The sequence below is a fragment of the Achromobacter sp. F4_2707 genome, assembly GCF_047501535.1.
Classification (GTDB): domain Bacteria; phylum Pseudomonadota; class Gammaproteobacteria; order Burkholderiales; family Burkholderiaceae_B; genus Yanghanlia.
Map to the genome: position 1 here is coordinate 56,244 of NZ_JAZDRJ010000007.1, position 19,434 is coordinate 75,677.

General features: G+C 58.5%; 18 protein-coding genes and 1 tRNA gene. 10 read left to right on the plus strand and 9 right to left on the minus strand.

From position 1 onward, the window contains the following. The first annotated feature begins 5 nt into the window (after positions 1-5). From VRY85_RS08400 to VRY85_RS08415, 4 genes are read left to right on the plus strand one after another with little or no spacing between them, the layout of a single operon-like run. On the plus strand, positions 6-338 hold the full coding sequence (locus VRY85_RS08400) for a CidA/LrgA family protein (protein ID WP_414598138.1): 333 nt from the start codon (positions 6-8) through the stop codon (positions 336-338). Positions 339-348: 10 nt separating this feature from the next. Beyond that, positions 349-1,059: an LrgB family protein gene (locus VRY85_RS08405; protein WP_414598139.1), complete on the plus strand. Its 711-nt coding sequence runs from the start codon at positions 349-351 to the stop codon at positions 1,057-1,059. Between the two features lie 18 nt (positions 1,060-1,077). Continuing rightward, positions 1,078-1,950, plus strand: a complete 873-nt coding sequence (locus tag VRY85_RS08410) for a pirin family protein (RefSeq protein ID WP_414598140.1) — start codon at positions 1,078-1,080, stop codon at positions 1,948-1,950. Between the two features lie 25 nt (positions 1,951-1,975). Further along, positions 1,976-2,566, plus strand: coding sequence for a phenylacetic acid degradation protein PaaY (locus tag VRY85_RS08415; RefSeq protein WP_414598141.1), 591 nt, complete (start codon positions 1,976-1,978; stop codon positions 2,564-2,566). 63 nt (positions 2,567-2,629) lie between these two features. On the opposite strand, the gene VRY85_RS08420 is transcribed toward VRY85_RS08415, so the two are convergent. The 7 genes from VRY85_RS08420 to VRY85_RS08450 form a co-directional block, all read right to left on the minus strand. Further along, positions 2,630-3,790, minus strand: a complete 1,161-nt coding sequence (locus tag VRY85_RS08420) for an L-lactate dehydrogenase (protein WP_414598142.1) — start codon at positions 3,788-3,790, stop codon at positions 2,630-2,632. A 151-nt stretch (positions 3,791-3,941) separates the two neighbouring features. Beyond that, positions 3,942-5,198, minus strand: coding sequence for a cytochrome P450 (locus tag VRY85_RS08425; protein WP_414598143.1), 1,257 nt, complete (start codon positions 5,196-5,198; stop codon positions 3,942-3,944). 653 nt (positions 5,199-5,851) lie between these two features. Continuing rightward, positions 5,852-5,928: transfer RNA gene (locus VRY85_RS08430), tRNA-Arg, on the minus strand. A 152-nt stretch (positions 5,929-6,080) separates the two neighbouring features. Beyond that, a complete protein-coding gene (locus tag VRY85_RS08435; protein WP_414598251.1) occupies positions 6,081-6,698 on the minus strand; it encodes a DNA-3-methyladenine glycosylase in 618 nt (205 codons plus the stop codon). After that, entirely contained in the window at positions 6,698-7,681 is a 984-nt protein-coding gene (locus VRY85_RS08440) for a glucokinase (RefSeq protein WP_414598144.1), read from the minus strand. Before VRY85_RS08440 ends, VRY85_RS08435 begins: the two co-directional genes overlap by 1 nt. Continuing rightward, the gene (pgl, locus tag VRY85_RS08445; RefSeq protein WP_414598145.1) at positions 7,662-8,333 is read right to left on the minus strand and encodes a 6-phosphogluconolactonase; all 672 of its coding nucleotides are present in this window, start codon (positions 8,331-8,333) and stop codon (positions 7,662-7,664) included. Before pgl ends, VRY85_RS08440 begins: the two co-directional genes overlap by 20 nt. A gap of 48 nt (positions 8,334-8,381) precedes the next feature. Next, a complete protein-coding gene (locus VRY85_RS08450; protein WP_414598146.1) occupies positions 8,382-8,771 on the minus strand; it encodes a DUF423 domain-containing protein in 390 nt (129 codons plus the stop codon). 46 nt (positions 8,772-8,817) lie between these two features. Here VRY85_RS08450 and VRY85_RS08455 point away from each other — a divergent pair, with 46 nt between their 5' ends. From VRY85_RS08455 to VRY85_RS08480, 6 genes are all read left to right on the plus strand, one after another. Continuing rightward, the gene (locus VRY85_RS08455) at positions 8,818-10,437 is read left to right on the plus strand and encodes an acyl-CoA dehydrogenase family protein (RefSeq protein ID WP_414598147.1); all 1,620 of its coding nucleotides are present in this window, start codon (positions 8,818-8,820) and stop codon (positions 10,435-10,437) included. 88 nt (positions 10,438-10,525) lie between these two features. Next, complete coding sequence (locus tag VRY85_RS08460; RefSeq protein WP_414598252.1) at positions 10,526-12,796, plus strand: ABC transporter substrate-binding protein; 2,271 nt, start codon at positions 10,526-10,528, stop codon at positions 12,794-12,796. Further along, positions 12,793-13,770: an ABC transporter permease gene (locus VRY85_RS08465; RefSeq protein ID WP_414598148.1), complete on the plus strand. Its 978-nt coding sequence runs from the start codon at positions 12,793-12,795 to the stop codon at positions 13,768-13,770. The genes VRY85_RS08460 and VRY85_RS08465 overlap by 4 nt, the downstream gene beginning before the upstream one ends. Positions 13,771-13,774: 4 nt before the next feature. Next, positions 13,775-15,280 (plus strand): ABC transporter permease, encoded by a 1,506-nt coding sequence (locus tag VRY85_RS08470; protein WP_414598149.1) that lies wholly within the window; start codon positions 13,775-13,777, stop codon positions 15,278-15,280. Beyond that, on the plus strand, positions 15,277-16,941 hold the full coding sequence (locus tag VRY85_RS08475; protein ID WP_414598150.1) for an ABC transporter ATP-binding protein: 1,665 nt from the start codon (positions 15,277-15,279) through the stop codon (positions 16,939-16,941). The genes VRY85_RS08470 and VRY85_RS08475 overlap by 4 nt, the downstream gene beginning before the upstream one ends. Before the next feature lie 51 nt (positions 16,942-16,992). Next, entirely contained in the window at positions 16,993-17,499 is a 507-nt protein-coding gene (locus VRY85_RS08480) for a DUF1178 family protein (RefSeq protein ID WP_414598151.1), read from the plus strand. A 136-nt stretch (positions 17,500-17,635) separates the two neighbouring features. Here the strand turns inward: VRY85_RS08480 and efp are convergent, their stop codons facing one another. Together efp and earP are read right to left on the minus strand one after the other, a co-directional pair. After that, positions 17,636-18,193 carry an elongation factor P gene (efp, locus tag VRY85_RS08485; RefSeq protein ID WP_414598152.1) on the minus strand — a complete coding sequence of 186 codons (558 nt, stop codon included), beginning with the start codon at positions 18,191-18,193 and terminating at the stop codon, positions 17,636-17,638. Between the two features lie 85 nt (positions 18,194-18,278). Then, positions 18,279-19,412: an elongation factor P maturation arginine rhamnosyltransferase EarP gene (gene earP / locus VRY85_RS08490; protein WP_414598153.1), complete on the minus strand. Its 1,134-nt coding sequence runs from the start codon at positions 19,410-19,412 to the stop codon at positions 18,279-18,281. Positions 19,413-19,434: the final 22 nt, after the last annotated feature.

Here is a 19,434-nt window from a genome sequence, read left to right on the forward strand (position 1 = left end):
GGCCCATGATAGGGGGCTTGATCAAGCTTCTGGCATTTCAGGTTGCCGGTGAAGCCTTTGTGTTTGCCTTGTCTTTGCCAATTCCCGGCGCAGTGGTCGGCATGGCTCTGCTGTTTTTCTACTTAGTGATCAGGGGCCGAGAAGACGCCGAACTCGATACCTTCACCGCCGCCTTCCTTAAGCACCTCAGCCTGCTTTTCATTCCCGCTGCTGTAGGCATTGTGGCGCACCTGGATCGCATCGTCGACGAATGGCTGGCAATTGCTATCGCCTTGGTGGTTGCTACAGCCGCAGCCATCGCCGCTACAGCGGCGACAGTCAAGTTTCTGAAACGGTAAGGAGGGCGCCTTGGAACTCCTTCAGCATATTGCCGGCTTGCCGATTACCTGGCTGCTGGCTACCTTGGTGGCTTACCGGCTGGCGCTTGCCGTGCATCAACGTTCCGGCCACAGCGCCTGGCTGCATCCGGTGGCTGTAGCAACGCTGCTTCTGGTGGTGGTGCTGTTGGTGGGCGGCATTGATTACGACACTTATTTTTCAGGTGGGCGTTACATACATATTTTGCTTGGGCCTGCCACCGTCGCCTTGGCCGTCCCCCTTTACCATCAACTGGCACGTTTACAGCGTGATTGGCCGGCATTGCTGGCCGGGGCGCTTGTCGGTTCCGCCGTGGCGGTAGCGGCCGCCATGGCTCTGGCCGGGTGGTTCGGGGCATCACAAGCCACCGTGATTTCCATGGCGGCCAAATCCGTTACCATGCCAATAGCTATTGGCCTGACCGAAAAACTCGGCGGCGTGGTATCGCTGACTTCCGCCATGGTGATGCTGACCGGTATTCTGGGCGGGGCCATCACCCAACCCCTGCTTGCGCTCATGCGTATTCGCGAGGCTCATGTGGTCGGCTTCACCCTGGGGGTGGTAGCCCATGGCATTGGTACGGCGCGGGCCATGCAGGGCGGGCAGGAAATGGGCGCTTTCGCCGGGCTGGCCATGGGTTTGGCGGGGTTGCTGACCGCTGTTCTCGTTCCCTTATGCCTGCGCCTGGTTGGGTTTATTTAGAGATTCTGGAGGCGGGGCATGCAATTCATTGACTTACGTAAGGCAGAGCTTGGAGCTGGGTTTACTGTTGGGCGAGCCTTGCCCACGCGTGAACGCCGCCTGATTGGTGCCTGGTGCTTTCTCGATCACTTGGGGCCGGTAGAGTTACGCGGCAATGCCGGCATGCATGTCGAAGCCCACCCGCACACCTGTTTGCAGACCTTCACCTGGATGATGGAAGGCGAGATCCTGCATCGTGACAGCCTGGGTTCCGAACAAGTCGTGCGCCCCGGTGAGGTCAACCTCATGACAGCGGGGCGGGGCATTGCCCACACCGAGGACTCATTACAGGGCGAGCGCCTGCACGCGGCACAGCTTTGGATTGCGCTGCCCGAGGAACACGCCGATATTGAGCCGGCTTTCAACCACTACCCCGAACTGCCCAGATGGTCGCACCAAAATATTGAATGCACGCTGCTGGTAGGCGAGTTTGAAGGGAAGCAGGCGCCTGCCCGCGTCTATACGCCGCTGGTGGGGTTAGATTTGCATGCGCATAAAGAAGGCCGCATGGAGCTGCCGTTGCGCCCTGATTTCGAATACGGGCTCTTACCATTGCAAGGCAATGTAAGTATCAATAATGTAGACATTAATGATGGCAAGTTTGTGTATCTGGAGCCCGGTGGCGCTACCTTGGATCTCTCCTTCTCAGTTGATACCCGCTGTCTGCTGATCGGAGGCGAACCGTTTCCCGCCACTATTAGTATGTGGTGGAACTTTGTCGCCCACAGCCGCGAATACATTAATCAGGCTTACCAAGATTGGCAGTCGGGTTCAAACCGTTTTCCGCCAGTGCCGGGAGCGACACACCGCCTTGATTCTCCGCGCCCGGCATGGCTGCCCGCCACACCTTAATACCTATATAACTGGAGACATTTTCATGCTGAAGGTCTATGCCATAGATGGCATTACACCGGTGGTTGATCCCACTGCTTTTGTGCATCCCACTGCGGTGCTGATCGGCGATGTCATTATCGGGCCGGGCGTATACGTGGGCCCATTGGCATCACTGCGTGGCGATTTTGGCCGCATCATCATGAAGGCGGGCAGCAACATTCAGGATTCCTGCGTCATTCATGGCACGCACCGACAAGATACCGTGGTCGAAGAAGATGGCCATATCGGCCACGCAGCAGTGCTTCACGGTTGCCACATCGGCCGTAATGTTCTGGTCGGTATGAATGCCGTGGTGATGGATGGTGCAGTGGTGGGCGAAGGCAGCATTATTGGGGCCATGGCTTTTGTGAAAGTGGGCATGGATATTCCGCCCCGTAGTTTGGTAACGGGGGCTCCTGCCACCATACGGGGGGAAGTTAGCGACGAACGCATCGCCCGCAAACATTACGGCACCCGGATGTATCAGCGTTTAGCCCAGCGTTGCTTAAGCACCATGCAGGCCGTTGAGCCGCTACGAGAAGTCGAGCCGGACCGCGCCCACCTGACGCGGGAGCTGATCCAGCCGCTGGATTAACCTTGGGTGCGCCTGCGACCATGGCAGGCGGCGCCATTACACTGCCGCGGCCGCAGCTCGAACTCAGTCAAAGATATCGCCATTTAACAAAATGGAGCGATCCACCTGTTGAATGTCAGTGCGGCCGCAGAACGCCATGGTGACGTCCAGTTCCTTGGCGATAATTTCCAGGCAGCGCAGCACGCCGGCTTCGCCCATTGCACCCAGGGCATACAAGAACGCACGGCCTATCATGGTGCCTTTCGCTCCAAGGGCGGTGGCGCGCAGGACATCCTGGCCCGAACGGATGCCGCCATCCACCCAGACTTCGATGTCCTTGCCCACGGCGTGTACGACTCGGGGCAAGGCCGAGATGGAAGAGGGGGCCCCATCTAACTGACGGCCGCCGTGGTTGGAAATAATAATGGCGTCAGCGCCAGACTCCACCGCCAGGCGGGCGTCTTCCGGTTCCATAATGCCCTTGAGCACCAGCTTGCCGCCCCAGCGTTTTTTAATCCATTCCAGGTCGGCCCAGTTCAGGCTGGGGTCGAATTGTTCGGCTGTCCAGGAAGCCAGCGACGAGACATCTGTGACGTTTTTAGCGTGACCAACGATGTTGCCGAAGCTGCGGCGGTGTGTGCCCCACATGTTCAGGCACCACCGTGGTTTGGTGGCCAGATTAATCAGGTTGGCTAGAGTGGGTTTCGGAGGCGTGGTCAGGCCGTTCTTGATGTCCTTATGGCGTTGCCCCAACACTTGCAGGTCGAGCGTAAGCACTAGCGCTGAACAGTTGGCCGCCTTGGCACGGTCGATCAGGCGTTCCATGAAGTCGCGGTCGCGCATCACGTAAAGCTGAAACCAAAAAGGTTTGTGGGTGTGAGCCGCAATGTCTTCAATCGAGCAGATGCTCATGGTGGACAAGGTGAAAGGCACACCGAATTTTTCAGCGGCGCGCGCCGCCAAAATTTCCCCATCTGCGTGTTGCATGCCCGTCAGGCCGGTGGGTGCCAGTGCGACCGGCATGGCCACGTGCTCACCCACCATGGTGGTGCGCAGGTTACGCTGTGCAATGTCTACCGCCACCCGCTGGCGGAACTTCAGCTTGTGGAAATCTTCTTCATTCGACCTGTACGTGCCTTCCGTCCACGAGCCCGAATCGGCGTAGTCGTAGAACATACGGGGTACGCGTCGCACGGCCAGCTTGCGGAAATCCTCTACGCAGGTGATCTGTTGGGGTTTAGGCAAAGGAAGTCTCCTGTATATTTTGCGGGAGCGACTATGCACCCGATTTTCAATGTGCCAGATTATGACCGAAGAAGGCACACGAAGAAACCTTTGCCGATTGCGGCAAGCGCTGCGAACCATATCGCAGGCCTGCCTGAAACCCGTCTGAGGCTTAACGCAGGGTGATAAAGAGCGAAGAAAAACCGCTGCCCGGGTAGATGGCCTTGGTGGGGGCTGAGTCATCGCTCAGCGCCCACCACTGGGTTCCCGACAGTAAAGCGTTCATAACTGCCAGAAGTTCCAGCCGGGCCAAGGGAGCGCCGGGGCAAACATGTACGCCTGCGCCATACAGCAGGTTGAGCGCCGGGTCGCGGTCGAGACGGAATTCATCAGGGTCGCCAAAGACGGCCTCATCGCGGTTGGCCGAAGCCCACAACACAGCTAAGCGGGTGCCCGCAGGAAGCGTGTGGCCTGCCAGCTCGATTTCGCGGGTGGTGATGCGGCGATTCATGATGAGGGGCGCATGAATGCGCAGGATTTCATCAATCGCCGCCGGGAGATCGGCCGGGTTGTCACGCAGGTGCTGCTGGATAGCGGGGTGATCTGCAAGGTAATGCACCAAAATGCCCACCGATGCTGCAATGGTGCCCAGCTCGCCCACCGTCCAGTTGCGCAGGATGCTGGTGATTTCTTCGTCCGTCAGCAGGCGGCCCAAGGAATCGTTGCGTAACAGATGGGTGGTGATGTCGTCGGGGGCGGCAGCGCCCGCTTCACGCCGTGCAGCGAGAAGATCTTTTATATATTGGTCGAACTCCTGAGCCACGCTTTCCTGAGCCTCGCGGTCGCGAGACATGGTGGCTGCCTGGTTTTTCAATGTCCACAGGCGCAAAGGTTCATGCAGCGCCGCCGGCCAGCCCAGCCAGGCGCACTGAATGCGCAGAGCAAAGATCTGCGCGAATTCGCTAATCAGCTCGATGTCGGCCTGGCGGGGTAATTGAGCAACCAGTTCAGCCGCAATTCCGCGGCATTCTGGTTCAAAAGCCTCCATATGAGCTTGATCGAAATACGGCTCTATCAGTCGGCGGAAAGGCGTGTGTTCGGGCGGATCCATGCCGTTGGGCACAGAAGGGTAACGGGAAACCGCACTACTGAAGGTTTCATGGTCTTCAACCACGCGCAGAACGTCTGCATGCCGAAACACCGTGGTGTAGCCATACGGGCTTTGCGCCAACGGGCAAGATTGCCGCATTGCATCGTAAGAGGCGATTTGATCGCGCTGTACGGATTCCGAACGCGGATCCCATTGAGGAATTCCCGCACCGTTACTGGATGTCGTTTCGATGGGACAGGGTGCCGGCCTGCTTGAAGGTGAATCCGCAACATCGTGAGCGGTTGAGGAATCCTGGTCAAGGTGAGGGGGCTGACTCATGACTGCTTCTCCGTGGGTAATGTCATATGCCGACCGGCATGGGGAGACACAGCATTTCAGTGTAGAGCGGTAAGCAGCGCACACCCCTTAAAACCATGGCGGACATGTGCTTATTGATGTTTTGGGAATCGGTTTGGGCAGTCTTAATTAGCTCATAAAACTAGTGAGTTTTGGCGCGGCCGGCAGGATTCGAACCCACGACTCCTTGGTTCGTAGCGAAGTGCTTCAAAAATGAAGATAGGCTTTCATTTCGATTACCCTAATTGCGGTTTCGCATCGCTACGGGTTGTCTGGTAAGGCGGCTAGCGCTATTCGTTCTGGTTTGCTGGACAGAGGGATGGGTTGCGATCCGCTCAATGGCAAGCTGATTTGGACCCGGAACCCTGGAACTCCAGGAATTTCTTTGTCATAGTAGGAATGAACGGCGTTGGCACACGGTCAGGAGAATTGACACGAAGGCGTAACCACCCCCGCCAAGTAGACATTGGCTGATAGGGATTCGACGCTTAGGCTATACCGAGGTATGAATTTCACTGGCGGGACGCAGCCTAGCGATTCGTGTGGGCGGTATTCAGCGTAATCGATCAGCTATGAGAAGGCCGCACAAAAGCACAAGGGGTTAGCCCGTTTGTGAGCTAACCCCTTGATTTGTATGGCGCGGCTGGCAGGATTCGAACCCACGACCCCTTGGTTCGTAGCCAAGTACTCTATCCAACTGAGCTACAGCCGCTGAGAAATGAACTATAACATGATTTTTAAAAGCGGTGCAAGTCGTTTGCGCTGTGGCGGTAAAACAAGTTGCTTTGCTCATTTCCGAAGTGCGTTAGCGCCTCAGAAAAACCATGAGTTCACATGGCGTGTTAGCCATGAAAGACGCGAATTCTACACTGAATTTGAAACTTGTGCAGGCGATTGAGAAAAATTCTTATTTTTGACTCGCGGCTTCGGCACACGCGAGACCCATGCGGAGCCTTCTACATAATAGCGAAGCGGCTTGTCCGCCCAAGCGCCGGCGTAGTGCACGCCTATGCGTGGTGATGTCAGAACGGATGTTGGCGTGTAGCCATCATCCGCCAGAAACAAGGGGCTGTCAGGTTGGCAAAGGTCGGCGCCATAAAGGCTTTTGTCTATTCCCATGGCCTTGGTGAGCCGCCCGGGGCCGCTGGTGTTGGATTCCAGCCCTTGTACGGGTTCCAGTGCACGGAGCAAGACGGCGGAGCCGCTGGCCGCAGGGCCGGTCACCACATTCATGCAGTGATGCATGCCATAGATTAAGTAGACATAGGCGTGCCCGGCTTCGCCAAACATGACTTGGGTACGAGGGGTGACTCCTTTGGAGGAATGCGCGGCAAGATCCTGGCGCCCCAGGTAGGCCTCCACTTCGACGATGCGGCCCATGCACAAGCCCAGATCTGTGCGGTGTACCAGCAACTTGCCAAGGAGGTCGCGCGCTACTTCAGTGGCAGGCCGCTGATAGAAGCGGCGAGGCAGGGGCAGCATCATGTTAGACCGCCCTGCGGTACCAGGTGGGCGGCGGCTCCCACCAGGCCGGGGTAAGGGCTGCGGATGACATGTACAGGAATGGCGGCGAGGTAGTCGCCGAACCGGCCTTTGTCGCGGAAGCGGGCATGGAACGGCGAACGGGAAAAGTATTCGCCCAGTTTGGGCACAATGCCGCCACCCAGGAAGATGCCGCCGCGAGCACCCAGAGTCAGTGCCAGGTTGGCCGCCGCCGTGCCCAGAATGGCGCAAAAAATATCGAGGGTGCGCAGGCTGAGCGAGCAGGATTGCTCCAGTGCTCGGGCGGTGATGTCCCAGGGGGCGAGGTCTTCCTGCGGCTGGCCCTCTTGCCGTGTAAGGCATTGGTAGATCAGTTGCAGCCCGGCGCCGGATAAAAACCGTTCTGTGGAAACATGGCCGTAAATCTCGCGTGCCTGTTCCCATAGCCAAGTTTCGGTTTCGTCGCAGGGCGAAAAGCTCGTGTGGCCGCCTTCACCGGCCAGTGCCACCCATTTGCCTTCGCTGGTGGGGATCAGGCCCGAAACACCCAACCCGGTGCCCGGGCCCAGCAGCCCTATGGGGGTGCCACGCACGGGCTGGCCGCTACCGATGAGTTCGAGTTCATCGGAAGGCAAGTGGGGCAGGGCGAGCGCCAGGGCGGAAAAATCGTTTAGCAGAACCAGGCGTTCTAGCTTAAGCGCCTTGCGAGTGGCTTCTGTAGAAAAAGACCATTGCGCGTTGGTCATGCTGATGTGGTCGCCCGAAACAGGGTTGGCGATGCCGATTACGGCGGTCTTGATGCCCTCCAGCCCTTCTTGAGAAAGGAATTCGCGCAGCGGGGTTTCGAGGTCGTGGTAATCAACCGTACGTTTGACCCATATGCGGCTGATATCTTGTACGCCCCGACTCACGGCGAAGCGGATGTGTGTGCCGCCGATATCGCCAACAACTCTGACTGTGTGCTCATGGGTGCCAATAGACATGGAAGGACGCTCTCTGTTCTGCGGCAAGAAAACTGATAGGAAGGCGCCGGTCGATTTGACGTTGGGCTTCTAGCAGAATGTCTCGTTTCTTGATTCCAGTAATGTGGAGAATGGTGTGCCGGCAGGCGCGCAGGGCCGCTAGGCTGAGAGAAATACGCTCGTGCGACGCCTGCGTAGGCGTGACATGCAAATAGCAGGCCGCATCGGCGGCCAGCGCAGCATCAAGTTGTGGCGCGTCGGGGAAAATCGACGCCATGTGGCCGTCTTCGCCCATACCCAACAAGGCTAAGTCGATGGGCTGAGCGTCGGCGTTGGCAGCCGCCACCGCGGTTTCAATTGTGGCGCCGGCCTGGTGAAGGCCCTGGAATTCAGCCTTGCTGGCAGCACCGGTTAGCAGGTGTTGGCGAACTAAGCTTTCATTGCTGTCAGGATGGGAGGCCGGGACGTAACGTTCGTCTACCAAACGCACTCGCACCCGATGCCATTCCAGTTCGATTTCCGCCAGCCTGTCGAACACAGGGATGGGGGTGCGCCCCCCGGAAACCGCCAGGGTGAAGGATTCAGCAGTGTGCAGGCCTTGCCGGATACGCTGGGCGATGTCTTCAACCAAGGCATCTATGCAGGACGATGGGTCAGGATACTCATGCCACATGGTGTCTCCCAACAAGAAAAAGCGGCGGGCTGAGCCGCTTTTGGCAACTTAGCTGACAGTATCCCACTGGCCGCGTGCTGCCGCCAGTGCCAGTAGCAGCCACCCGATCATAAAGCTTACGCCGCCAATGGGCGTGATTGCCCCTACCATGCGTATGCCGCTTAACACCAGTGTATACAAGCTGCCACTGAAGATCAGGATGCCAAGCAGTAAAAACACGACGGCCGCCGACGCCAGCTTGCCATGCAAGCGTGGACGCAGTGCCGCCAGGCCTAGAAGCCCTAGGGCATGAAACATCTGATAAAGCACGGCGGTTTGCCAAACGGCTAGCATATTGGGACCGACATGGGCCCGCAAGCCATGGGCGCCAAATGCGCCGGTGCCGACGCCCAGCATAAGTAACAACGACGCGGCGATGACGATAGTACGGGTTTTCAAGCGGGTTTTCCTTCAGTTAGTATGAAGTACGGACACGAGGTATGCCATGGGATGGAATACTCACGAAGTCACCAACCAGGTTCCCGACCTGGTCGATTACAACTTGTACGCCGTTGACACCGTGCTGCAGGAAGCGGTTGTGCGTGAAGGCGCAGGCAAGTCCGCTCAGACATTGTCGGCGTATGGCGGCGAATTAGGCCAAGCGCCTATTATCGCACTGGCGGCCCGAGCGGATCGCTACCCACCGCAGGCCCGGCCTTTCGATCGTCAGGGCCACCGCATCGATAGCGTAGATTTTGACCCTGGTTGGCATGCCTTCCTGGCCTTTGGCGTCGGGCAGGGCCTGCATCAGCCTGCTTCGGTGGCGCGGGCGGCGGCCTTTCTACTGCACGGCCAAATTGAAATGGGCACGCTGTGCCCGCTGACCATGACGTCGGCGGCCATTCCAATCCTGTCGCGCCAGCCATGGTTCAGTGAGCTGAGCCCCCTGCTGTTTTCACACACCTACGACGAACGCGATACGCCTTTGGCCGATAAGCGGGGTATGTTGGTCGGCATGGGCCTGACAGAAAAACAGGGCGGTTCCGATCTGCGGCGTGCGACGACTCTGGCTACGCCTGTGCAAGGTGAGGAAGGTGTGTTCCGGCTGGTTGGGCACAAATGGTTTTTTTCTGTACCGACTGCGGACGCCCACCTGGTACTGGCTTTGCTTGAAGGCGAACCCACATGCTTTTATGTGCCCCGCTGGTTGCCGGATGGGCGCCGCAATGCGGTGTGGCTCATGCAACTGAAGGACAAGCTTGGTAATCGCTCCAACGCCAGTGCTGAAGTGGAGTTTCAGGATGCCGAGGGCGTGCTGGTGGGCGAACCGGGGCGAGGCATTGCCACCCTGGTGGAGATGGCGGGCTACACCCGCCTTGATTGCGTGTTGGGCAGCACGGCTTTGATGCGAGCCGCCTTAGTGCAGGCCATGCACCATGCGCAGCACCGGGTGGCATTCGGGCGGCCCTTGCTGCAGCAGCCTCTGATGCGGGCGGTGCTCATGGATCTTGCACTGGAAGTCGAGGCGGCGGTGGCGCTGGCCATGCGTTTGGCGCGAGCGGTGGCTGCCAGAACGGGGCCGCTGGATGATGCCCTGGCCCGAATCGTGACGCCTGCTGCCAAGTTCTGGGTGTGTAAAAGGGCCATTCCAGTCGTGGCCGAAGCGCTGGAAGCCTTAGGTGGAAATGGCTATATAGAAAGCCATATCTTGCCCAGGCTGTATCGTGAAGCGCCCGTGAACTCCTTGTGGGAAGGGTCGGGCAATGTGATGTGCCTGGATGTGTTGCGGGCCGTTCAGCGGCACCCTGATTGGTGGGAGGCTTTGTTGGGCTGGCTGCGCGACAGCCTGCAAGGTGAGGCTCTGGCGGATTCTCGGTTGCAGGCGCTGGTTGAACACCTGTCGCGCCCTGCGCCGGAGCGGGAAGCGGTGGCTCGCAATGTGGCCGGCACGTTGGTTTTGCTGGTTCAAGCGGCTTTGTTGCGCGGCCACGCGCCGCAACCCGTGGCCGATACGTTTATCGCGTCGCGCCTGGGGGGCGATAATCTTTCGGTGCCGGGCATGATGGCTTCGCCTGCGGCGCTCGATAGCGTGCTGCAACGGGCCTGGGCGCCCGCCTTTTCGTAAGGCAAACAAGCGCATGCATTATCATGCTGCGGGCAGACAAATAAAAAATGTTGATACAGGGCCGAAAGCAGGCATGAACCGGGTAATGATGCTCAGAAAAGGGATGGTTAAGTCGGGCGGCAATCGGGCAGGTGTGGCGCGAGGGCTGATGAGGCTATTGGCTGTCAGCTTGGTGCTGTGGGTTGCGGCATGTAGTAACGAACCCGTGAATAGCCCTTACCCCCGCGAGGATGCAGCGCGTAACGTGTTGCATACCGCTTTCACTCAACGTTCGCCTAAGTATCTAGACCCGGCCAGTTCGTATTCCACGGATGAAACGCCTTTTACCTATTCCATTTACGAGCCGCTGTACGCCTACGACTACCTGAAGCGGCCATATCAGCTGATACCCAAGGCCGCGGTCGAAGTCGCGCAGCCTGTTTATTACGACAAGGATGGCCGTGAGCTGCCCCCCGATGTAGCGGGTGAGGAGGTGGCGGTCAGCGTATACGATGTGCCGATCCGGCCCGGCATCATGTATCAGCCGCACCCGGCTTTCGCTCAAGATGCCGAAGGCCGTGCGTTGTACTGGCCACTACAGCCTGAAGAGATCAAAGGGCGATATGCCATTACCGACTTTCCTGAAACAGGTACCCGCGAGTTGGTGGCCGACGATTATGTGTATGCGTTCCGGCGTCTGGCCAGCCCACGCGTGGTGTCGCCGATTTTCGGGGTGATGGCCGAACACGTAGTGGGCATGCGTGAATATGGCGAGCGCCTTAAAGCGCTTGATGCCGCCGACCCGGACACGCCGGCCGGCCAGCGACTCTGGCTCGATTTGCGCGAGCACGGCTTTGAAGGCGTGGAAGCGATTGACCCGCATACCTTGCGCATACGGGTGATCGGCAAGTACCCACAGTTCCGCTATTGGCTGGCCATGACGTTCACGGCGCCGATTCCCTGGGAGGCCGACCGTTTTTACAGCCAACCCGGCATGGCCGAACATGGGTTGTCGTTAAACACGTGGCCGGTAGGCACAGGGCCCTACATGATGGTCGAATCCATTATTAACCGTCGCCATGTTTTGGAGCGCAACCCGAATTTCCGCGGAGAGCCTTACCCATGCGAAGGTGAGCCTGGTGACAAAGAGGCCGGGCTGCTGGCCGATTGCGGGCAAATGACGCCGTTCGTGGATAGAGTGGTGTTCCACCTGGAAAAAGAAAGCGTGCCGCTGATGGGTAAATTCATTCAGGGCTATTACGATATCCCGGAAGTCGGGCGCGGCGATTATGGCGCCGCCATGCAGGTGGCAGCATCCGACTCAGCGGAAAAAGCCGCGCTCTATGCCGATCACGGCATTCAGATTCACACCACCACCGAAGCGCAAGTGTTCTACTTGGGGTTCAATTGGATGGACCCGGTTGTGGGGCAGGGCGATACACCTGAGCAGCAGGAACGCAACCGCAAACTGCGCCAGGCGCTAAGTATTGCCTTTGACTGGGAACAGTTCATCGCCATATTTCTGAACGACCAGGGCACGCCTGCCCACGGGCCGGTGCCGCCTGGAGTTTTGGGGCATCAACCCCTGCCCGAAGGTGTGAACACCCAGGTCTATACCATGGAAGATGGCAGGCCCAAACGTCGTTCGCTGGACGACGCCCGGCAACTGCTGGCCGAAGCAGGCTACCCGGGTGGGCGCGATGCGGAAACAGGCCGCCCTCTGATCTTGCACTTTGATTCCGCCGGGGGCATGGGTTCCAGCCCCATGCTGGACTGGATGCGCCGCCAACTGGCTGCACTCAACATCCAGTTGGAAGTACGGGCCACCGATTACAACCGGTTCCAGGACAAAATGCGCAACGGCAGTGCCCAGATGTTTATGTGGGGCTGGGTGGCCGATTACCCGGACGCTGAGAACTTCCTCTTTCTGCTTTACGGGCCGAATGCCAAAGCGCAGGGAGGGGGAGAAAACGCCTCCAACTATCGCAATGAGGAATTCGACCGTTTGTTTGAGGAAATGCGTTTCCTGGACGATGGCCCGCAGAAAGAAGCGTTGGTGCACCGCATGGTAGAAATTGTGCAGCATGACGCGCCCTGGATGTTTGGCTATTACCCCGCCTCCGGGGGCGCCTACCAAGCTTGGGTGGGTAACGCCAAGCCGTCACAAATGGTGCGCAATACCCTGCAGTATTACCGCCTCGATCCGGCCTTGCGGGCAGAAAACGTGCAGAAATGGAACCGGCCCGTGTGGTGGCCGTTGCTGCTGGTTTTAGCTGGCGTGCTGGCGGGCGTGTGGCTGGCTTGGCGCCAGGTGCGCCGCCGTGAGGCGGCGGTCGTGGCGGACGAACCGGCTCGCAGTACGGAGATTCCCCTCACATGATTGCCTATATTTTCCGGCGCCTGCTCTACGGTGCGCTCATTCTGCTTGGCGTCAATCTTCTGACGTTTGTACTGTTTTTTGCTGTGAATACCCCGGATGACATGGCGCGGCTGGCCATTGGTGGGCAGCGGGTGAGTCAGGAAGCCATTGATCGGTGGAAAGTACAGCGTGGCTACGACAAACCGCTGTTTTACAACCAGGCAGCCGACGGTGCGGATCGGTTCAAGGAAACGATTTTCTACGACCGTTCTGTGCCGTTGCTGCGCTTTGATTTTGGCTTTTCAGATGGGGGGCGGGACATCGGCCAGGAAATACGCAGCCGCATGATGCCCAGCCTGATGCTGGCGCTGCCCACCTTCGCGCTGGGGTTGTTGGTCAGTGTTTCGTTTTCACTGCTGTTGGTGTATTTCAAGGGAACCCGGCTGGACTTCGCAGGGGTAGTGCTGTGTGTGGTGTTGCTATCGATTTCCAGCCTGTTCTACATCATTGCAGGCCAATGGTTGTTTGCAAAAATTCTGAAGTGGGTGCCGTATTCCGGCTATGTGGAAGGTTGGGGCAGCTTACGGTTTCTGGCTTTGCCTGTGCTGATAGGGGTGATTTCCGGGCTGGGGGCGGAAGCCCGCTTCTATCGCAGCCTGTTCCTTGAAGAAAGCGGCAAGGACTACGTGCGCACGGCGCGCGCCAAGGGGCTGGCAGAGAGAGTGGTGCTGTTTCGCCATGTGTTGCGTAATGCCATGCTGCCCATTCTGACGGGAACGGTTTCGGCGATACCTTTGCTGTTTATGGGCAGCCTGATCGCGGAATCGTTCTTCGGGATTCCCGGCTTGGGCAGCTACACCATCGACGCGATCAACGCTCAGGACTTCTCCATCGTGCGGGCCATGGTTTTCTTGGGTTCCGCCCTGTATATCGTTGGGCTGATTCTGGCTGATGTGTCGTACACGTTGGCCGACCCACGCATCCGATTCGAGTGACACCATGCCTAAATTCGTGCTTCTCTGGACCGATGCCTTTGTTTTTTTGACTGTATTGGGCGTGTTTTTCCAGGTGTGGCGCCTGCGTTCGCAACCGACGATGGCGGCGGGGTGGCGGCAAGTGTTCCGGCGACCATCGGCCATGGCTGCGGGAGTGGTGCTGGCCTGCTTTGCGCTGATTGGCCTACTGGATTCCATCCACTATCGGCCTGTGCTGCCGCCGGCACCAGGGGCGAGCGAACAGGAAGTGGTGCACTCGCCCATCACCCGTTCAGCCCTGGATGCTCTGCTTGACCTGACTCAGCTACCCAAGCGGGAACGCACTTATTCCGCACCCTTAGCCTTGCATCAGTTCACCAAGGAGTCTTGGCTGGTGGACGGTGAAGTGGTGCGAGACTACCCGCGCCTGCAGTATGCGGGCGTACAGTTGGCCGACGACAGCCACCGGGGTGCCGACATTGTGCGGCGGGTTCTGCTGGGGTTGGCGGCGGGTGCCGTTGCCGGCTTGGTGCTTGGAGCCGTGCTAAGTGGGTGGCATGGGCGCCGGCGCGGTGGCTGGGTGGCGGGCCGGCAGTGGTGGTGGCGAGAGTCTGACATCCCCTGGCGGGCGTTCTGGCTGACGGCAAGCTGCATTTTTATGCTGGCCGGCGTCATGTTGAGTTTGGCCGCAGACTACCATGTGCTGGGCACCGATCGCACCGGCAACGATGTGTTGTGGTTGTCTATCAAAAGCGTGCGCACCGCACTGGTTATCGGTCTGCTGACAGTGTTCGCCATGCTGCCGCCCGCCATCCTGTTCGGCATTACTGCCGGGTATTTCAAGGGCAAGGTCGATGACATCGTGCAGTATATCTACACCACGCTTACCTCTATTCCGGGTGTGCTGCTGGTGGCGGCGTGCGTGCTGATGATGCAGGTCTATATCGACAACAACCCCGAATTATTCGATACGGTGGCTGCACGCGCCGATTTGCGCCTGTTCCTGTTGTGTCTGATTCTTGGGCTGACAGGCTGGGCCGGGCTGTGCCGTCTGTTGCGAGCGGAAACTCTCAAGTTGCGTGAACTGGAGTACGTGCAGGCGGCGCGCGCATTTGGTGTCAGCCACTGGACCATCATGCGCCGCCACTTGCTGCCTAATGTGATGCATATCGTGCTGATTACGATGGTGTTGCAGTTTTCTGGGTTGGTGCTTTATGAAGCGGTGCTTTCCTACCTTGGCATTGGGGTGGACCCCAGCACACCCTCCTACGGCACCATGATCGACGCAGCACGCACCGAAATGTCCCGCGACCCCATGATCTGGTGGAACCTTTCTGCCGCGTTTATCTTTCTGCTGACACTGGTGCTGTCGGCCAACATCTTTGCAGATGCGGTGCAAGATGCGTTCGATCCGCGCATGCGCCATGTCAGGCCGCGGCGTTTGGGCCGGTCACGCCTGGTGGCTGCGGATGCGGGTGGCAGTGCAACCGTTGCAGCGACGGTTGAACAGGGTAAAGGGAGGGCGCAATGACGGTGGGCCACGATACGGAAGCGGCATTGCGCGATGACGCAGGTCGGGCCGGGAATACGGTCTTGGACATCGATGGTCTGAGCGTAGGAGTTGAGTCGGAAGAGGGGCTGAAGCTAGCGGTTTCCGCACTGAGTCTCGCGATAACTGCCGGAGAGACATTCGCCTTGGTTGGCGAGTCGGGCAGCGGCAAAAGCATGACAGCCCTGGCGCTGCTGCGCTTATTGCCCGACGCGGCTGGAATGAAGGCCGGCCATGTCAGGCTGGGTGAGGTTGACCTGACCCGCTTGCCCGAGCGCGATATGCGGCGCATACGTGGCGGTCAGGTGGGCATGATTTTCCAGGAGCCGTCGACCTGTCTCAACCCGGTGCTCACCATTGGCAAGCAGTTGGAAGAAATCCTGCGACTGCACACGGATTACCGGGGCGCCGCCTTGCGCGCGCGAGCCGTCCAATGGTTGGACAGAGTGGGCATTCCTGAGCCTGAGCGTCGGTTGGATGACTACCCCTTTCAGTTCTCGGGCGGGCAGAAGCAGCGCATCATGATTGCCATGGCTTTAGCTGCTGAGCCGCGTCTGTTGATTGCCGACGAGCCCACCACGGCATTGGATGTCACCGTCCAGAACCAGATTCTTGAGCTGCTGGCCGATATTCAGGGCGAGCTTGGGCTGGCGATTCTGCTCATCACTCACGATCTGGCGGTGGTGAAGAAGGTCGCGCGGCATGTGGCGCTGATGCGCTATGGCCAGATTGTGGAAGTGCGCGATGCCAAGGGTTTTTTCAGTGATCCGCGTCATCCCTATGCGCGTGAGCTGCTGGCGGCGATCCCATCAATGGAGCGGCGCAAGCGGCCAATTGTGAAGGCAGAAGGCGAACCCGTGCTACAGGTCAACGATTTGACTGTGCGCTATGTAAAACGACGTTCGCTTTTGCGCGGCGCCCAAGGCGTGGAAGTGCTTAAAGGCATTAGCTTTTCCTTGCGGGCCGGAGAGACGCTGGCTTTGCTGGGCGGCTCGGGGTGTGGCAAGACGACTGCGGCCAAGGCGCTATTAGGGTTGCTGCAAGGGCAGGCGGCTGTTGGCGGGCAGGCCTTGTTGCACGGCGAGAATCTTCTAGGCGCACGCGGCGGTACTTTGAAGCGCATGCGACGCCATGTGCAGATCGTCTTTCAAGACCCTTACGCATCGCTGGATCCGCGCATGCCCATTGGTGAAATCCTGGGCGAAGGCATGGCGGCGCTGCGTTCTGAATGGTCGCGCGCTGACCGAGAGGAACGTGCGGCGCTTTTGCTGGAACAGGTGGGGTTACCCGCCGATGCCATACGGCGATACCCGCATGAGTTTTCCGGCGGACAGCGCCAGCGAATTGCCATCGCACGGGCCTTGGCAGTCGAACCGACGGTACTAATCTGCGATGAGCCGACCTCGGCTTTGGATGTGTCCGTTCAGGCGCAAATTCTCGATCTTCTGCACGCCTTGCAAGATTCCCTTAAACTGGCCTGCCTGTTCATCACCCATAATTTCGGTGTGGTGGAGTATATGGCCGACCGCATTGCCATCATGCATGAAGGCCGCATTGTTGAAGAGGGGGGCGCGCGTGAGGTGCTGAGTTCTCCCAAGCACCCACAGACCCAAGCGCTGCTTGCCGCCGTGCCCCGCCTGTAGGAGAATGGTTGCAGGGCTTGCATCGGGCGGGCCCGGCCCCATCTATAAGTCATGTCACTGAAAGTATTCGATCTTCAATGCGAACATAGCCACGTTTTTGAAGGCTGGTTCGCGTCGGCAGATGCTTATGAATCCCAGAAAAGCAGGGGGTTGCTGTCTTGCCCTGTCTGCAGTTCTACTAATGTGAACCGCAAGGTTTCGGCTGCTCGCTTGAATGTCGGGCATCTGAAGCGCGAACGGCTGGAAGGGCCGGTTAATGGGGCTGCCACCCAACAGGTGAAAGGGGCGTCAGGCAACAGTGCGGCATTGCAGGAACCCTCCGGCGCCGACTTGGCGCGCGTGCAGGCTGAAGTCATTCGTCATCTGCGCAAGGTGCTGAGCGAAACCGAAAATGTTGGCAGCAGTTTTGCGCAGGAATCCCGCCGGATTCATTATGGCGACGCCGAGGCGCGCCCCATTCGCGGGACAGCCACCTTAGAGGAACGTGCGGAACTGGCCGATGAAGGCATTGCCGTCTCGGTGATCCCCGATTTTCTTGATGATGACCGTCTGCAATAACATTGCCCGCGTTAAGCGCTCTATCGGAAACTGAAGAACCATAAAAAAACACCCCAATGTTGGGTATCCAACTTTTGGGGTGTGAAGCAGCCAGCAGGCTGCTTTTCTATTGCTAAAACCTGAGTGGTATGTGTGCTCAGGAAGCGCGGCTACGGTATTCGCCTGTGCGCGTGTCGATTTCGATTTTGTCGCCAATGTTGCAGAACAGGGGTACAGCGACTTCAAAGCCGCTGGCCAATTTGGCGGGCTTCAGAACTTTGCCGGAGGTATCACCCTTAACTGCGGGTTCAGTGTAGTCGATCTCACGGATCACCGTGTTGGGCAGCTCGACGGAAATGGCGCGGTCGTCGTAGAAAACTACTTCTACAGCCATGCCTTCTTCCAGATAGTTCAGGGCGTCGCCCATGTTGTCGGACTCGACTTCGTACTGGTTGTATTCTTCATCCATGAAGACGTACATAGGGTCGGCAAAGTAGGAATAGGTGCATTCCTTGCGATCCAACAGCACGACTTCGAATTTTTCATCTGCCTTGTAGACGGATTCGCTGGCCGAACCCGTAAGCAGGTTTTTAAATTTCAGCTTGCTGACTGCCGCGTTACGGCCCGACTTGTTGTATTCGTTCTTTTGAACAACCAGTGGGTCGCTGCCGACCATGACGACGTTGCCTACGCGCAATTCCTGTGCGGTTTTCATAAACTTCGGTGACTCCGGGTTTGACTGCTCCGTCAGAAATATGCGACTTCAAAAGCCGGAGCAAGGACTTGAAAAACCACACATTTTAACGTGTTTGGTGGTTGTTTGCGTAGAAGTGAAGCAGGTGATCGACGAGGTCGTCTGACCGGGCGAGTTTTGAGCTCCAGTCAAGGCTCTGCATGCTCCATTCTTTCAAGGAAGCCGGTGCTAGAAGGGGTTGCAAAGCTTGGGTGACAGCTTGCAAATCGCTATTGTCGTTCCAGGCGCGCATGGCTTGCTGAATAGGCGTGGAGTAAGGAGTGCGGGCCAGCCATGCGTCGAGTTTTTCCAGGTGGGCGCCGTCTTCCTGGATATAAGGCTGCCACATCATGGCGCGGCCTGCCCAAATGGCGCGCACCAGCGAATCTTCACCGCGCACGATATTCAGGTCACTGCTCCAAAGCAGTTGGTCAAAGTGGCTTTGATCGACAAAATCGTGGCGATGAATCGCGACCTGACGGGCGCCGCAATCAGCGCTAGACGCGCTATGCGACCAGACACCTTTTGGCATTAACACCAATGCGTCACGATCTTGGCGGCCTAATGCCTCCAACAGGGCAGGTAAGGGGGCTTGCGGGTAACAAAACACGTAGACCAGCGCTGCGCCGCCCGCTGCTAAACGTTCCAACCACTCGGGCTGTACGCCGAGTTCTGCTAACAATGTCAGGCGGGCTTGTGGGTCGGCCTGAAAGGCGTCGCGCCGCGTCAGTAGATCTGGTTCGCGTATCAGGCCGCCGGTGGCCGGCGTGAAACCGGGGAAGAAAAAGAATTTGCGTAAGCCGTTGGGCTGCAAAGAGGGCAACCCGTGGCAGGATTCCACCCAATCTTCGGCGCTGAGATATTCAAGATTGATCCAGAGCTGGCGGGCTGACATGTTCTGGATGTAATGCTCTGGTGGTGAACAGGCAAAGGCTTCTATCACGATGTCGGCTGGCTGTACGGCTGCCGTGGGCGCCTCGCCTTCATTCCAGCGCACAATGGTGACGTCTGCAACAGTTTGCACAGCGACATCGGGCCGGATTTCAGGCGCGATGCGTGCGAAGCTGGCCAGGTCGTCGACCCACAGGCGGATAGCGGCGCTGCCGGGGCGCGCTGCCAGCCTGCGCGCCAGGCGCCAGCACACCCCAATGTCGCCGTAGTTGTCAACGACTTTGCAGAAAATATCGAACGATGGCGACATGAAAGGTGTGCCTGGCTGCAGC

What these genes read in the sequence shown, in the direction of transcription:
- VRY85_RS08400 (WP_414598138.1), top strand. Translation starts at nt 6, where the DNA reads ATGATAGGGGGCTTGATCAAGCTTCTGGCATTTCAGGTTGCCGGTGAA.
- VRY85_RS08410 (WP_414598140.1), top strand. Translation starts at nt 1,078, where the DNA reads ATGCAATTCATTGACTTACGTAAGGCAGAGCTTGGAGCTGGGTTTACT.
- VRY85_RS08415 (WP_414598141.1), top strand. Translation starts at nt 1,976, where the DNA reads ATGCTGAAGGTCTATGCCATAGATGGCATTACACCGGTGGTTGATCCC.
- VRY85_RS08425 (WP_414598143.1), bottom strand. Translation starts at nt 5,198, where the DNA reads ATGAGTCAGCCCCCTCACCTTGACCAGGATTCCTCAACCGCTCACGAT.
- VRY85_RS08435 (WP_414598251.1), bottom strand. Translation starts at nt 6,698, where the DNA reads ATGCTGCCCCTGCCTCGCCGCTTCTATCAGCGGCCTGCCACTGAAGTA.
- VRY85_RS08440 (WP_414598144.1), bottom strand. Translation starts at nt 7,681, where the DNA reads ATGTCTATTGGCACCCATGAGCACACAGTCAGAGTTGTTGGCGATATC.
- pgl (WP_414598145.1), bottom strand. Translation starts at nt 8,333, where the DNA reads ATGTGGCATGAGTATCCTGACCCATCGTCCTGCATAGATGCCTTGGTT.
- VRY85_RS08455 (WP_414598147.1), top strand. Translation starts at nt 8,818, where the DNA reads ATGGGATGGAATACTCACGAAGTCACCAACCAGGTTCCCGACCTGGTC.
- VRY85_RS08460 (WP_414598252.1), top strand. Translation starts at nt 10,526, where the DNA reads ATGCTCAGAAAAGGGATGGTTAAGTCGGGCGGCAATCGGGCAGGTGTG.
- VRY85_RS08465 (WP_414598148.1), top strand. Translation starts at nt 12,793, where the DNA reads ATGATTGCCTATATTTTCCGGCGCCTGCTCTACGGTGCGCTCATTCTG.
- VRY85_RS08470 (WP_414598149.1), top strand. Translation starts at nt 13,775, where the DNA reads ATGCCTAAATTCGTGCTTCTCTGGACCGATGCCTTTGTTTTTTTGACT.
- VRY85_RS08475 (WP_414598150.1), top strand. Translation starts at nt 15,277, where the DNA reads ATGACGGTGGGCCACGATACGGAAGCGGCATTGCGCGATGACGCAGGT.
- VRY85_RS08480 (WP_414598151.1), top strand. Translation starts at nt 16,993, where the DNA reads ATGTCACTGAAAGTATTCGATCTTCAATGCGAACATAGCCACGTTTTT.
- efp (WP_414598152.1), bottom strand. Translation starts at nt 18,193, where the DNA reads ATGAAAACCGCACAGGAATTGCGCGTAGGCAACGTCGTCATGGTCGGC.
- earP (WP_414598153.1), bottom strand. Translation starts at nt 19,412, where the DNA reads ATGTCGCCATCGTTCGATATTTTCTGCAAAGTCGTTGACAACTACGGC.